The organism is Paractinoplanes brasiliensis (genome assembly GCF_004362215.1).
Taxonomy (GTDB): Bacteria; Actinomycetota; Actinomycetes; order Mycobacteriales; family Micromonosporaceae; genus Actinoplanes; species Actinoplanes brasiliensis.
The window spans coordinates 1,250,431-1,265,038 of the sequence record NZ_SNWR01000002.1 but is presented as its reverse complement, the minus strand read 5'-3'; the positions used below and the strand labels follow the sequence as shown (position 1 = coordinate 1,265,038).

General features: G+C 70.4%; 8 protein-coding genes. 2 read left to right on the top strand and 6 right to left on the bottom strand.

All coding sequences use genetic code 11. The annotated features are described in order from the left end of the window. The first annotated feature begins 184 nt into the window (after positions 1–184). Entirely contained in the window at positions 185–1,522 is a 1,338-nt protein-coding gene (gene ltrA, locus C8E87_RS37845; protein ID WP_133878173.1) for a group II intron reverse transcriptase/maturase, read from the top strand. Between the two features lie 138 nt (positions 1,523–1,660). After that, positions 1,661–2,143 (top strand): GNAT family N-acetyltransferase, encoded by a 483-nt coding sequence (locus C8E87_RS37840; RefSeq protein WP_133878172.1) that lies wholly within the window; start codon positions 1,661–1,663, stop codon positions 2,141–2,143. Here the strand turns inward: C8E87_RS37840 and C8E87_RS37835 are convergent. The 6 genes from C8E87_RS37835 to C8E87_RS37810 all read right to left on the bottom strand — a co-directional run bounded on the left by C8E87_RS37835 (position 2,125) and on the right by C8E87_RS37810 (position 14,576). Beyond that, the gene (locus C8E87_RS37835) at positions 2,125–3,522 is read right to left on the bottom strand and encodes a pyridoxal phosphate-dependent decarboxylase family protein (protein ID WP_133878171.1); all 1,398 of its coding nucleotides are present in this window, start codon (positions 3,520–3,522) and stop codon (positions 2,125–2,127) included. The genes C8E87_RS37840 and C8E87_RS37835 overlap by 19 nt on opposite strands. A gap of 89 nt (positions 3,523–3,611) precedes the next feature. Beyond that, complete coding sequence (locus C8E87_RS37830) at positions 3,612–6,563, bottom strand: 3-keto-alpha-glucoside-1,2-lyase-like domain-containing protein (RefSeq protein WP_133878170.1); 2,952 nt, start codon at positions 6,561–6,563, stop codon at positions 3,612–3,614. A gap of 168 nt (positions 6,564–6,731) precedes the next feature. Then, positions 6,732–9,863 (bottom strand): ATP-binding protein, encoded by a 3,132-nt coding sequence (locus tag C8E87_RS37825; protein WP_133878169.1) that lies wholly within the window; start codon positions 9,861–9,863, stop codon positions 6,732–6,734. Beyond that, the gene (locus C8E87_RS37820; RefSeq protein WP_133878168.1) at positions 9,860–10,471 is read right to left on the bottom strand and encodes a hypothetical protein; all 612 of its coding nucleotides are present in this window, start codon (positions 10,469–10,471) and stop codon (positions 9,860–9,862) included. The genes C8E87_RS37825 and C8E87_RS37820 overlap by 4 nt, the downstream gene beginning before the upstream one ends. Positions 10,472–10,494: 23 nt before the next feature. Next, positions 10,495–12,393 carry a hypothetical protein gene (locus C8E87_RS37815; protein WP_133878167.1) on the bottom strand — a complete coding sequence of 633 codons (1,899 nt, stop codon included), beginning with the start codon at positions 12,391–12,393 and terminating at the stop codon, positions 10,495–10,497. 290 nt (positions 12,394–12,683) lie between these two features. After that, positions 12,684–14,576 (bottom strand): Na+/H+ antiporter NhaA, encoded by a 1,893-nt coding sequence (locus tag C8E87_RS37810; protein ID WP_203720587.1) that lies wholly within the window; start codon positions 14,574–14,576, stop codon positions 12,684–12,686. Positions 14,577–14,608 lie beyond the last annotated feature (32 nt).

Here is a 14,608-nt window from a genome sequence, read left to right as displayed (position 1 = left end):
GAGAGACCCGTCTGCGTGGCCTGCGTCGGGCAGAGACCGGGCGTATAAGCCGATGGTGAAGTCGTCCGGAGTGCAGCGGGAGTCCGAGGGGGTCGTAGTACCGGTGATCGGCGTGCAGCAGAACGCGCCGGGAGGGAAGGGCTCTCACTTTGATCATGCTGGTGGAGAGGGTAAGCGTCAGGGCATGACCGGGACAGCCCGGTCCAACGACCCCGGCAGGCCGTTGCCTGCCGAGCCCGGTCCGGTGCGCCGGTTCGGGAAGGTGCGAGAACTTCAACGCAAGCTATGGACTGCGGCCAAGCAGTCACCGGAGCGGCGTTTCCACGCCCTGTATGACCGTGTCTGCAGGGGTGACGTCCTGCGGGAGGCGTGGCAGCGGGTGCTTCGTAACCGGGGTGCGGCCGGGGTGGATCGACTCACCCTGGAGCAGGTGCAGGAGTACGGGGTCGAGCGGATGCTCGACGAGCTTGCCCGTGATCTGCGCGAAGGTGTCTACCGTCCGGCGCCGGTGCGCCGGGTGGAGATCCCGAAACCAGATGGTGGCAGGCGGCCGCTGGGTATTCCCACGGTTCGTGACAGGGTGGCCCAGCAGGCGGCCAAGCTCGTGCTGGAACCGATCTTCGAGGCCGATTTCCTGTCGGTGTCGTACGGTTTCCGGCCGAAGCGGTCCGCGACGCAGGCGATGGAACGGGTGCGAACCGGGTTCATCGCGGGTCACGTGTTCGTGGCCGAGTTCGACATCGCGAGTTTTTTCACCGAGATCGATCACGAGAGGTTGATCGGGTTGGCGGGAGAGCGGGTGTCGGATCGTCGGGTGCTCAAGCTGGTCCGTCAGTGGCTGCAAGCGGGGGTGATGGTCGACGGGGGTGTCGAGCGGACGGTCGCCGGCACGCCGCAGGGTGGGGTGATCTCACCACTGCTGTCGAACATCTACCTGCACGTGCTGGACACCGAACTGACCCGCCGTGGAGTGGGGGAGCTGGTGCGCTACGCCGATGACGGTGTGGTGTTGTGCCGTACTGCGGCGCAGGCCAGGGCGGCCCTGGACGCGGTCGGGGAGATCCTGGCCGGTCTGGGGTTGCGGCTGCATCCGGACAAGACCCGGATAGTAGATCTCCGGGAGGGCCGGGACGGGTTCGACTTCCTCGGCTGCCATTTCCGGGCCCGGATGTCCGGCAGGTTGTGGGAACAGAAGCGCATCAAGCGCTACTACCTGCACCGCTGGCCGTCGCAACGGGCGATGAAACGGCTGCGGGAGAAGGTCAGGGCCCGCACCGGCCGCGACCGCGTGGGAGTGCGAGATATCCGCGCCGTGATTGACGTTCTCAATCCGATCCTGCGTGGCTGGGGCAACTACTTCCGGACCGGTAACGCTGCCGACAAGTTCACCCAGGTCGACGACTACGTGGTCTGGCGTCTACGCCGCTTGATGATCAAGAAGCGTGGCCGCAATCTACGAGCCGGGCAGGCCGAGCGGTGGACGGAGGACTGGTTCAACGGGCTGGGCCTATATCGGTTATGAGGCACTATCCGCTATCCGAAGGCGGCGTAACCCATGTCAAGAAGATCATCGGTAAGCCGTATGCGGGAGAACCGCACGTACGGATTGAAAGGGGGATGGGGAACCGGGCTCGCAAGAGCACCGCGCCCCTGACTACCAATGCCTGAGCTGGTGCTGCTGCACGCCTCCCACGCGGCGGCGGTCCTCGACTTCGAGCTGGCCAATCGCGCCTGGTTCGCCACCACGATCCCCGACCGCGGCGACGACTACTTCGCCACGTTCCCCTCGCGCCACGCCGCTCTGCTGGCCGAACAGGAGGCAGGGGTGTGCGCCTTCTACCTGCTGACCGGCGAGCGCGGCGAGGTGCTGGGCCGCTTCAACCTGTACGACCTTTCCGACGGCGGCGCGGTGCTCGGCTACCGCGTGGCGCAGCACGCCGCCGGCCGGGGCTTGGCCACCACAGCCGTACGCGACCTGTGCACCCTGGCAGCCACAACCCACAGCCTGACCCGGCTGCGCGCCGCCACCACCCACGCCAACGTCGCCTCCCAGCGGGTCCTGCTCAAGACCGGTTTCGTGCCCGACGGCCCCGCCGACCTCGAGGGCAAACCCGGCATCTGGTATCAGCGCGAGTTGACGTAGGCGGCCAGCTCGCGGACCACGTCGACGAAGAAGTCGATGTCTTCCCTGGTGGTGCGCCAGTTGACGATGGCCGGGCGCAGGGCCACGTGGCCGTCGTAGAGGGTGGTGCCGGCGTAGACGCGACCGTCCTCCAGGAGGGCGGCGCCGAGGCGGCGGTTGAAGTCGTCGAGGTCGGTCACGCCGGGTGGGGCCGCGCGGAAACACACGATGCAGAGCGGCACGGGGGCCAGGCGTTCCAGCTCGGGCGCGGCGTCAACCAGGGCGGCGAGGTGCTGGGCCAGGTCGAGGTGCTTCTCGACCATGGCGCGATGACCCTCTTTGCCGTACGCGGCCAGGGTCGCCCAGATCGGCAGGGACCGTGCCCGCCGCGACGACTCGGGGCCGGACAGCGCGTACCCGGCGGCCGGGTCGCCCGCGCCGGGCAGGTAGGCAGCTCCCGGCATCCCGAACGCCTCGTGCAGCCGGGCCGGCTCCCGGATCAGGGCGAAACCGCTCTCGTACGGGACGTTGAGCCATTTGTGCCCGTCGGCGGCGATCGAGTCGGCCCGGTCGACCCCGGCCACCAGGCCCGACGTACGGGGTGACAGCGCGGCGAACAGGCCGAACGCGCCGTCGACGTGCAGCCAGCAGCCGAATTCCTGGGCCAGGCCGGCCAGCTCGGCGATCGGGTCGAAGTCGCCCGTGTTGACCTCGCCCGCGTTGGCGATGATGACCCCGTGCGCGCCCTTCAGCGACTCGAGGCGCCGGCGCATGAGGGCCAGGTCGACCCGGCCGGCGCCGTCGCGGGCGCAGACCGTCACCGAGTTGCGCCCGTGCCCGAGCATCTGCAACGCCTTGCGGGCGCTCGAGTGCACGTAACCCGACGACAGCACCGGCATGCGGGGCAGCTCGGCCAGCCCGTCGGCGGCGGTGTCGACGCCGTGCTGGAACCCCCACCAGTGGGTCGCGCAGCCCAGCGCGGTGAAGTTGGCGAACGTCGCGCTGGCCACGAGCGCCCCGCCCCACGAGGCGGGCAACCCGAACAGCTCCCGCAGCCACCCCAGGGCCACCGTCTCGACCTCGTGCGCGAACGGCGACGAGACCTTCGAGAACGCGTTCTGATCGAGCAGCGCCGCCGCCCAGTCGGCCGCCAGCGCGGCCGGGGTGACTCCCCCGGTGACGAAGTGGAAGAACCGCGGCCCGGACGAGGTCGTCGCGGCGGCCGTCCCCACCGCGAGCAGCCGCTCGATCACCTCGGCCGGTTCGGCGCCCGCCTCGGGCAGCGGCCCGCTCAGCGACGCCAGCAGCTTCAACGCGTCCCGATCCTGCACCGGCCGCGCTGCCAGCGACTCAAGATAGGGGCCGGCGGCCGCGTACACCTGCCCGAGAAGATCCGTCATCCCGAAAGGCTATCGAGACGGCCCGTCGGCGCCGTGGCGACCACCGAGATGATCGCCACGGCGCCGCGGCGGGAAGCGGGCCGTGGCGATTACCCGGCCGGCTCGATCCAGACGTTGCGGTACTGGACCTTGTTGCCGTGGTCCTGCAGGCGGATGGCGCCGGTGGCCGGTCCCTCGGGGATGTTGCCGCCGGTGCCGTTCGGGATCTCGACGTTGTCGTGGACCTTCTTGCCGTTCCAGACGACGGTGATGCGGGCGTTCTCCGTCTTGGCGCCCGAAGCGTCGTAGCGGGCCGCGCGGAACGTGATGTCGTACTTCTGCCACGTCTCCGGCGCGGTGGCCGCGTTCACGTCGGGCGCCTTGACCGTGTAGATCGCGCCGGCCTCGTTGTTGGCGGGCGTCGTGTCCCCGTACGAGTCAAGGATCTGGACCTCGTAACGCTCCTGCTGGTAGACGCCGCTGTTGCCCCGGTCCTGCCCGGTCACCTCGGGCGGCAGCAGCGGCACCTTGAACTCGACGTGCAGCTTGTAGTCGCCGAACGCCTCGAGTGTACGGAGGTCACCGCAGCACACCTCGGTGGCGTCCGGCGCCACGGAAGGCCACTGTGGACGCCGCCCGTCGGTGTGCTGCCAGTTGTCGAGCCCGTCGCCGTCGAACAGCGTGATCCGCGCGCCGGGCTTGCGGACGCTGATCTGGTCGAGGTTGATGTGCCCGGTGTCGGTGGCGTCGACCCGCCATTGAATCGCGTTGACGCCCTTCTTCAGCTTGAGCGTCTCGTAGACCGACGCCCACTCCTCCCAGGTGACCGTCGACGGCAGCGACACCTGCCGGATCTTCTTGCCGTTGACGTAGACGCTGACGGTCTTGGTGCCGCTGAACGGGTTGGGGCCGTTGGAGTAGCGCAACCCGACCCTGTAGTCGCCGGCCTTGTCGACGGTGACGTGGCTGGTGGTGGACGCGTTCAGCGAGCCGAACCCGGCCACGAACCCGATTCCGGAGAACCCGCGGTGGTCGGTGGCCAGCGACGCGCCGCCCTCGCGGTTGCCCTCCTCGGCCTCGTAGAAGACCTGCTGGGTCCGCGGGCCGGGCTTCTCGTTCATGGTGTACCAGGCCTCGGTGCTCCACAGCGTCTCACCGTCGCGCGCGGCGAACGGGCGGGGCGACCGCAGATGCACGACCCTGTCCTTGCGCAGGCCCTCGACGGTCAGGGTCACGGTCTTCTTGTCGCCGGAGACCTTGGCGGCGTTCACCTTCAGCGTCTCCCGGTCGACCTCCGGGCCGCCGTACTGCGCGGTCGGCACGTAGCGCCACTGCTCCACGGCGTACTTGTTCGCGAGCCCCTCGACGGTCGCGTCGGAGAGCGGCTTGGTGTACTCGATCTTGAAGCCGGTCGGGGTGGCCTTCATCGTCTTCATGTCGAACACGGTCTTGCCGTTCGGGGTCAGCTTCTGCAGGCCGAAGCGGAGCTTGCCCTCCTGCCCCCAGTTGCCGTCCGCGCCCAGCCCGCCGACGTAGAGCGCGCCGTCCGGCCCGATCGACACCCGGTTGACGCCGGCCTCGAGGCCCTGGGTGTGCCGGAAGACCGCGCCCTGCTCGACCCCGTGCACCGTCTCGAGGGCGGCCCGTTGCAGACCCCCGTACGTGACGTCGCCGATCAGGAATTGACCCTTGTACGCCCCCGAGGTCAGCAGCACCGGCGTGCTGGGGGAGTTGGCGATCTGGTTCTGCGGCAGCCACAGCACCGGACGCGTCACCGGGTTGGCGTCGAACTTGCCGTCCGGGTTGGTGAAGTGGTTGTAGAACGCGTCCTCGGAGATCTTCAGCAGCTTGGAGGAGGGCAACCAGCCGCCCTGGTTGTCGGTGACGTAGAGGTCGCCGCCGGAACCCCAGCCGATGCCGTTGGGCGTACGCAGCCCGCCCGCGACCGTGGTGACCTTGCCGCTCTTGCGGTTGACCACGATGTGCGTGCCGCGCCCGCCGACCGGCTGCGGGTCGGTCGTCGCGCCGCCGAGGTTGATCGAGACGGACAGGTTGAGATAGAAGTTGCCGCCCTTGTAGAGCAGCCCGAACGCGAACTCGTGGAAGTTGCCGCCGAACGGCCAGGTGGCCACGGTCCGCCGGCTGTCGAGAACGTCGTCGGAATTCGTGTCCTTGAACTCGGTCAGCTCGTGCTTCTGCGACACGTAGACCAGGCCGTCGACGACCGCGATGCCCATCGGCTCCTTGAGGCCTTCGGCGATCTTCTTGTACGTGACCTTGCCCGGCCCGGTCGTGCCGGTGACCCCGGAGACCAGGTAGACCTCGCCCTTGAGCTGGTCGGAGCCGCCCCACGTGCTGAGCAGCATCTTGCCGTCGGGCCGCCACGCGATCCCGGTCACCTGGGGCTCGAAGCCCGGCGGGCGCAGGTCGGTCAGGGTGTAGCCCGGGTTCACGGCGGTCAACGGCAGCCCGTCCCCGGGGGTGTCCGTGCCCTCGGCGCACTCCTTCTGCCCGGGCGCGGTCACCCGTACCACCCCGGCGTCGGTGGTGAGCGCGCTCGTGGGCACGACGGCGAAGTCGCTCGCGCCCGGCGTCCGCCAGGACAGGGTCAGACGCTGTCCACCCGTACGGTCGAAGTGCTCGATCCGGAGTTTGTGCACCCCGGCGGTCAGCTCCGTGGCGCCCTCGCCCGGCGGTTCGACGTCGTGCAGGCCGTCGTGGTCGACCACCAGCTCGTCGTCGAGGTACAGCTTCGCACCGTCGTCGCTGACCAGGCGGAACGTGTACTCCCCGGTCGCGGGGGCGGTCAGGTTGGCCAGCGCGTGGGTGATGAAGTTGTCGTTGAGCCCGAACTGGTCGGTGGTGGACCAGTCGATCGTCGGCATCAGCTTGTCCACATTGGGCGTCTGGCCGGGCTTGAGCGGGCAGACCTTGCTCATCGGGACCCCGATGTCGAAGGTCCTGAGCGTGACACCCGGTTCCTGCGGCGGGTCGGCGGCTGCGTAGGCCGGGGCGGCGGCGAAGGTCCCCACGAGCAGGGCGGCCACGAGCAAACGTTTCATCGGCACTCCAGGGTTACCGAGAGAATTCATGGTGATGAACACCATCGTTTGCTTTCGTTGTAAAGTCCATGGCTTTCGCCGAACTCGACAAAAGTTTTCCCGTACGAGCCGAAAGTTCCTGGAGTCTTGACATGTTGCTCTTGGACTGTCCAGGGTGGAGCGGCACCCTCAGGGTCGGCGGGCGCGGTCCATGACCTCCTCGTCGGTGAGCGGGCTGCTCGGGTGATGGCTGAGGCAGAGCGGGGCGTTGATCTTCTGAGGGGGTTCTCCTTCGAGGGCCACGTAGAACTCGCCGAAGGTGAGCGCGCCGATGTCGGGCACCTCGCCGCCCTTGACCCGGGCCATCTCCTGGGCCGCGGCGATCTGGACCGGGGCGGTCAGGCGGCCGAACAGGTGCGTCGCGGCGTTGCCGGACACCCGGTTGTGCAGCCCCTTCGGGGCCTGGGTGGCGAAGAGCAGCCCGAGGCCGTACTTGCGGGCCTGCGCCGCGAGGGCGAGCGTGCTCTGCGTACAGGCGGTCATCGCCCCGGAGGGCGCGAAGTTCTGGGCCTCGTCCATGACCAGCAGCCCCAGCAGCGGACGGTCCGTGGCCGGGTTCTTCCTGATCCAGGCGAACAGGCCCATCTGCAGCTGGTTGACGAAGCTCTGCCGCGCCTCGTCGTTCAGGCCGATCATGCTGATCACCGAGACCCGCGCGCGTTTGCCGGGCGACGGGGTGAGCAGGACGCCCGGGTCGGCCGGGGTGCCGCTGCCGCCGAACATCGGGTCGTTGTCCATCGACGCGGTGAGGGTCTGGCCGAGATCCGCCGCTATCCGGGCCGCGCCGTCGAGGTCGCTGACGCCGTCGGGCAGGTCGCCGAGCACCTCGATCAGGCCGCGCAGGCTGCTGCCGCCTCGCTCGCCGTAGTAGCGGATCGTCCGGCGCAGCACGGCCATCCCGAGGTGCGCCTTGGTGCTGCGGCCGGCCACGTTGGCCCGGGGGCCCAGCGCGGAGGCAGCCGCCTCTACGGCCGCGTCGAACTCGTCGGGGTCGTCACGCACCTCGGCGAAGTCGGGCAGCGGCTGAAAACTGAGCGGCCGGCCGGTTTCCCGCCGGGGCGTCCACACCACGACCTCGGTGCCGGCCAGGTACTCCTCCGCCCGTTCGGCGTCGCCGGGACGCCACCGGCCGGGCGGCTCGGGCCACCGGTCGCCGAGCCGGGCGAGGTCGTTGTTCGGGTCGAGCACGATCGCCGACACGCCCAGCAGCGCGCACTCCTCGACCACATGCCGGATCAGCACCGTCTTCCCGGAGCCGGAGGCGGCGAAGATCGCCATGTGCTTACGCAGGGCCTCGAGGGTGATGGACACCGGGACGGCGTCGTCGTCGTGGGCCTGCCCGATCGCGAACGCCTCCGGCGAGGGCTCCGGCCGGGCGGAGGCCGGGCTGGTCCAGGAGTCGGCGTCGGCCAGGGCCTCCTTGAAGAGGGCGAGCTGCTGCGTCGGGCATTCGCGGACCAGCCACGCCTCCAGCTCGGCCGGGTTCTCCTGGCGCAGCCCGTGCAGGGCGGCCAGCACCCGCAGGTCGGCCTCCTCGATGTGCAGGACGACCCCGCCGTCGGCCTTCAAATCGGCGATGACCTCCTGGGTCTTGGCCGACGGGGACCACGGGCCGTTGCGGATCAGGAAGAGCTTGCGCTTGGTCACGTCGGCGCTGAGGCCGGCGGCCGTCCGGGCCCGGCGGATCCGGTGCAGGGCGGCCAGGCCGTGGTGGGTGTCGCTGATCGCGCGGAACGACCAGTGCGCCTCGTCCTCGCTGCTCACGTCGTCCTCGTCCCCGCCGCCGAGCGCTCGCCGCAGCCGGGCGTGCAGGTCAGCCTTGGCGCTCGGCGGGGGATCGACACGGAACGCCCGCCCGGCGTCGCCCCGCTCGGCGATCCAGGCGTTGAGCCCGGCGGCCAGCAGCTCGGGGAACCACTGGTCCTCGGTGTCGCCCTCCATCGGCGAGGTGACATCGGCCGTCCGCTTCAGCTCGGAGAACCTGGCGTCGATCCGGCGCATCACCTCGTCGCGGACCACCGGCGCCGTCCTCGACGCGGGCTCGACCGCATGGTTGTCGGCGGGGATGTCGGCGAGATCGGTCAGCTCGGCGATCTCGCCGTCGAGCAGGCATCCGCGGATGTGGCGGTCGATGTCGGCCAGCAGCCGCCTCGGCGTGTAGTTGACGGCCTGGTCGAACACCCGTGGCTGGACGGGCCAGGTCGGGTACGGCGGCTCGAACCCGACCGTGGCGTACCGGGCGGTGAACCGTTTCTCGACGATCTGCCGGGCGAGGTCGGCGCTGCGGATGCCGCCCAGGGCCAGGTTGCCGCGGAAACGGTCGCGGAACGAGGACGGCACCCGGCTCTCCAGCAGCTTCCACGTCTGCGACAGGGTGGTGGTCAGCGTCAGCGTGCGCCGGGTCAGGTCGCGCAGGTCCATCAGTCCGGTGGCCAGGTCGGCCACCACGCCGGCGGCATGCAGGTCGACGGCCTCGGGCGAGATCTTGGCCAGGTCCTCCTGGATCGCCGACTGGGCGATCGGCGTGTCGAGCTGGTCGAAGGCGATGACGGTGGGGCCGGTGACCGCCAGCAGGGCCGAGACTTCCCGGACGAGGTCCTGGGGCGTCCGCCGCCTCGGCCCGATGCCCCAGCGCCTGCGTTCGCCCGGCACTGCCTCGTCGGCACAGCCGAAGTAGCTGTCGGCGATGTCCTGGTGCTCGTCGTCGTCCGAGGCGAGCAGCGCGAGCGCGCGTGCGGTGTCGCGGCACTGGCGGTGGACGTACGAGTCGTAGTCCTTCAGCCCTTCGATGAAGGCGTCGAGAGCCGGGCGCGTCAGCGCGGTCTCGCCCATGACGGCCCGCCGGGCGTTGCGCGGCGCGCCGATGCGGGCGGACAACCGTCGCAGCAACAGCTCCAGCTGGGTGTCGCCGCCGGTGACCTGCCGGGCCAGGCCGTCCAGGAGGAACAGCAGCAGACCGTCCCAGAACTGCCGCCCGTCGAGCAGGCCGATCAGGAAGAAGTAACCACCGCGGCGCTGCACCTGCTCGCGGACCCAGCCGAGCAGGTGGGTCTTGCCCGAACCGGCGGGGCCCTGCAGCGCCAGGCCGACCGGGTCGGCGGCCGTGCTGGCCTCCGCCTCGGCGATGCCGTCCAGCACGTCCTGGACGATCGTCCGGTGCAGGCCGTCCACGTGGAACGGTGACTCCCGCCAGACGTCCTCGGGGGCCTGAACCCAGTTGAAGCGCAGCGCGGCCAGCGCGGACCGCTGATCGTCGTTCATCGCATCCCGATCGCCAACTTGTGCCTGTCCTCACCGCCGATGCGGACGGCCGCCTCCTTCGCCGCCCGGTCGAGCCGGTGCCGGTGCACCTCGGGGTCCAGCCGCACGTCGGGCGCGTCGAGCATCTTCTCCAGCACCACGTCGAGCTCGGACTTGGCGACATCGGGAAGCAGGGGACGGATCGCGGTGAGGTCGACCCAGTCGCCGGGACCGTCGGCCACCTCGGCGTAGGCGTCGCGGACCCGCTTGTCGAGGCTGCGCGTGTCGGGGGCGGGCGGTTGTTCGACGGCCCGCGGCTGGTGCACCGCCCGCAGCGCGGCCCACAGCACCCGCTCGCGGAACGTGCGCTTCTCGGTGGCGTCGGCCTGTTCCTCGTCGATCGCGAGCGGCCGGGCCAGCACGGCGGCGCCCTTCGCCGAGAGGCGGTGCCGGTACGGGCGGCGCTGCGTGTTCGAGATGACGTATTCCGAGCCGTTCAGCTTGGCGTACAGCGATCCGGTGAGCCGGAACCCGTACGTGTCGTGCAGCTCGGTGTTGGAGATCTCCCGGTTCTCGTGGCCGAGCAGCAGCAGGATCGCGTAGTCCGAGGGGGTCAGGTCGTCCGACATCAAAGGGGCCCTTTCACCAGAGGTCACAGCGGGAAGGAATCGTGGTCGAGGAGTTGTGACCCGTCGGCGTTGAGGCCGAAGGCTCGCAGCCGGGCCGTGTGCTCGGGCGGTGTGCCGGTCGCGGTGTGCAGGGCCAGGAAACGCTCGGCCGCGCCCTCGGTGCCCGCGTCGAGCTCGGCGGTGAGCCTGTCCATGTCGCGCAGGTCGAACAGCAGAGCCGACAGCTGCACCGCGGCCTCCGGCTTGCCCTCCTCGACCGCGGCGCTCAGCTCCTCCATCTGGACGGCCGCGCTCGCCTGCCGGGCCCTGGCCGAGGGCATCCGCGAAAGTCGTCGCTCGGCCGTGCGATCGCCCTTCTCGGCCCGTTCGCGCAGCAGGTCGGCCTCGCCCCAGGCGACGTAGAGGTCGGCCAGCGCCTCGGCCGCGACGACCTGGCCCTGGTCGGCCCGCTCCCGGATCTCGGTCAGGCAGCCCCGGTCGACGAGCAGCTCGACCAGGCGTTCGGCCGCGGTCAGGTCGCCGTCGCGTTCGCGCGTCCGCAGGTCGTCGCTGAGGCCGCCGTCGATCAGGATCTCGGCTATCCGGCCGCGGGCCGACCGGTCCCCGGCGTCGGCTCGGGGCTGCAGTCGCTCGACCCTGTCCCACAGCTCCTGCGCGCGGGCGAGCCGCCGGCCGATCGCGCGGTCGCGGGGGTCGTCGTCGAGCCGGCGGCGCAGGACCTCGGTCGCGCGCTCGAACCGGCCCTGCCGGATCAGCAGGTCGGACAGCTCGCCCGCCGCCACCGTGTCGTCGTGGGCCGTGGCCAGCCGCCGCAGCGCGGGCTCGGCGTAGCAGTACCGCATCCGGCTCATCGCGGCGTCGGCCAGCCGGCGCAGGTCGGACGGGCGGTCGACCCCCTCGACGAAGGCGCGCCAGGCCTCGTGGGGCACCGGCTCGGTGCGCCGGACCTTGCGCAGATGCTGGGCGAGATAGTCGGCGACGACGTAACCGGCGAGGCTGCCCGGCTTCCCGCCGTCGACCGGGGACAGCGCGGAGACGTCGCCGTACAGGGGGCGGGTCGCGTGCGGCCGCGCCTGCTCGAGCCACACCTCGGTTGTCTGCACCCGCTGGGCCGGCCGCAGGTAGCCGTACATCGCCTCGGCCAGAAGCTCCTCACCGAGCGGCGCGTGCACGCCGAGGCGATGGCTGTCGGCGGCGGCGGTGATGATCGCTTTCGCGTACGGGTTGGCCGGTTGCTCCCACGCCATGACGAGAGCCGGCCCGCCGGCCAAGGCCTGGGTCAGCCCCGCGTCCTGGGTGTCGAGGGCCTGCCGGATCCGGCTGTCCCGCTCGGCCACGCCGCGGGCCTGGTTCAGCTCGGCGGTCGACAGCCGGCCCGGCACGCTGATCTGGATCGCCGTCCTCATCAGCCGATGAATCTCCGGCGAGGCCGATGTCAGGGCGCCGAGCTGGTCGGGCCAGACCGTGCCGACCACGACGTTGCCGTGGCGCAGCAGGCTGCGGACGCATTCGTTGGTCAGCGGGGAGCGGCCGCTCAGGTATTGCTGCAACTCGTCGAGCCAAAAGACCGTCCGGCCGGGCGGATCATTCTTGAGTTCGAGCAGATATTCGGCGTGCGGCGGCTGGATCAGCCACCAGTCCGGATAAATCTCGCGGACCGCCTCGTACAAGGATCGGGTCTTGCCGGTCGAGGACGAGCCGAGCATCACCACGAAGGGGCCGCGGCCGGCGTTCGGGGTCAATGCGGCCCGCAGTTTGAAGTCGAAGTCCCTTTCCACGTACGCCGGCAGGTCGTCGTCCGCGTCCGAAGCGGTGATCGCGTTGTGAATGCCCAGGTCACGGGGCATTGCGTCGTCGACGCGGACGCGGTCGAGGGGCTGTGCGCCGCCGCCCGGCCCGAGTGTTCCGATGCGGGTCAGCACGCCGTCACCCCACGATCGCGTACGAATCAGGTGTTCACCGATAACAGGAACGGGCCGGCGGAAAGCGCGGCGAATGTGATCTGCGTCAGCAGTAGCCGGACCCTACAACAGCAATTCACATGATCACCAGAACCTCGTTGCTGACGAATCGCAGGGTCTTGTTTGCGACAGCTCGCGCGCATTCTCATTGCATTCGCGGAGCCGGAATGCCATCCGCCGAACAGGTATCGCCGATGCCGTCGTCGGTCCGGAGAAAACGTGATCGGCGACGGGCGTGCCGCGCGGGTAGCTCAGCGGCGCTTGGCGGCGATCCTCGCGCGCACCCGGGCCAGCCGGATCGCCTCCTGCAGGGTGGCCACGTCGTACGCCCCGTAGTGGCGGCGGCCGTTGATGAAGAACGTGGGGGTGCCGGAGACGCCGCTCAGGTCCGCCGACTCCAGGTCGGCGGTGATGTGCTCGGTGCAGGCCGGCTGCATCATGTCGTCGTGGAAGCGGTCCTGGTCGAGGCCGAGCTCGCCGGCGTACCCGATCAGGTCGGCGATGCGCAGATGCTCCTGCCGGCTGATCAGCAGGTCGTGCATCTCCCAGAACCTGCCCTGCAGCCCGGCGGCCTCGGCGGCCTGCGCGGCCAACTGCGCCTGCGGGTGCACGTCGGTCAGGGGCAGGTGCCGCCACACGTAGCGCAGGTCGTCGTCGGTGAGCAGCTCGCGCACCACAGGCTCGGCCCGGCCGCAGTACGGGCACTGGAAGTCGCCGTACTCGACCAGGGTCACCGACGCCTCGTCGGGGCCACGGACGTGGTCGCGGCCGGGGTCGACGTCGGGGATCAGGTCGGTCAGCTCGTCGACGTCGCCCAGCAGCGCCACCGCCTTGCGGGGCTTGGGCAGGCGGCTCGTGCCGAAGAAGACGGCCCAGGTGAGCAGCGACGAGACGACAATGCCGAGCAGCAGGCCCAGCTTCGCCTCGGACAGTTCCGGGTCGTCCAGCGCCAGGTTGGCGATCAGGAACGAGACCGTGAACCCCATGCCGGCGATCGTTCCCGTGCCGAGCACCGAGGCCCAGCCCGCGGCGGGGCGGACACGGCCGCGACTGACCCACGTCACCAGCGCGGACACGCCCGTGATGGCGACCGGCTTGCCCACCACGTACGCGAGAAGGATGCCGACGGTGACCGGGGACGTGATCGCCTCGCCCAGGAAGTCGCCGTGGATCTCGATGCCCGCGTTGGCCAAGCCGAACAGGGGAACGATCAGGTAGCTCGACACGCCCGACCACGTGCGGGTCAGCCTGTCGTTGGGTGACAGCGACCGCGCCAGGCCGATCCGGGCGAACCTGGCCAGTTCCGGTGTCGGCTGCTCGCGGAACGAGCGGAACAGATCGCTGGCCCGCTCGAGCTCGCCGCGGGGCGGGGTGTACGCGGCCGCGGCCAGGCCGATCGCCAGTCCGGACACCACCGGGTCGATGCCGCTCTCCAGCGTGGCCACCCAGACGACCAGGAAGAACGGCACGTAGACGACGCCGCCGCGGACACCGGCGCGGATCATGACGAGGGTCAGCGCGAACACCGCGACCGCGAGCAGCAGCGGGGTCAGGCGGAACTGCTCCGAGTAGGCGGCCCCGATCACGACGAGGGCCACCACGTCGTCCACCACCGAGACGGTGACCAGGAACAACCGAGCCGGCGCGGGCACGTTGCGGCCGACCAGCGCCAGCAGGCCCAGCGCCAGCGCGGTGTCGGTCGACATGGCCGCGCCCCAGCCCGCCGCGCCCGGCCCGCCCGCGGTGAAGGCGAGGTAGATGCCGATCGGCAGGGTCATCCCGACGATGCCGGCCAGCGCGGGCAGCACGAACCGCCGCCGGTCGCGCAGGTCGCCCAGGTCGAACTCGCGCCGTGCCTCCAGCCCCACGACCAGGAAGAACAACGTCATCAGGCCGCTGTTGACCCACTCGCGCAGGCCCAGCTCGAGGCCGGCGCCGCCGAACCGGAAGCTCAGCGGGGTCTCCCAGAACCGCTCGTAGCTCGAGCCGGCCACGTTCGCCCAGATCAGCGCGGCGACGATGGCGGCGACCAGCACCCCGGCGCTGCCCGCCTCGGTGTTCAGGAAGTCGCGCAGGGGCGTGGTGACCCTGGGCCTCCACCGGGTCGTGGAGGTCGTGTCGCTCAGCTCGGTGGCTTCACTCACGGTGAAACCCAAGCACGCCGCGCGCCGCCTTT

Excerpts from the sequence above, each read along its gene's own strand:
- ltrA (WP_133878173.1), top strand. The coding sequence starts at position 185 with ATGACCGGGACAGCCCGGTCCAACGACCCCGGCAGGCCGTTGCCTGCC.
- C8E87_RS37840 (WP_133878172.1), top strand. The coding sequence starts at position 1,661 with ATGCCTGAGCTGGTGCTGCTGCACGCCTCCCACGCGGCGGCGGTCCTC.
- C8E87_RS37835 (WP_133878171.1), bottom strand. The coding sequence starts at position 3,522 with ATGACGGATCTTCTCGGGCAGGTGTACGCGGCCGCCGGCCCCTATCTT.
- C8E87_RS37830 (WP_133878170.1), bottom strand. The coding sequence starts at position 6,563 with ATGAAACGTTTGCTCGTGGCCGCCCTGCTCGTGGGGACCTTCGCCGCC.
- C8E87_RS37825 (WP_133878169.1), bottom strand. The coding sequence starts at position 9,863 with ATGAACGACGATCAGCGGTCCGCGCTGGCCGCGCTGCGCTTCAACTGG.
- C8E87_RS37820 (WP_133878168.1), bottom strand. The coding sequence starts at position 10,471 with ATGTCGGACGACCTGACCCCCTCGGACTACGCGATCCTGCTGCTGCTC.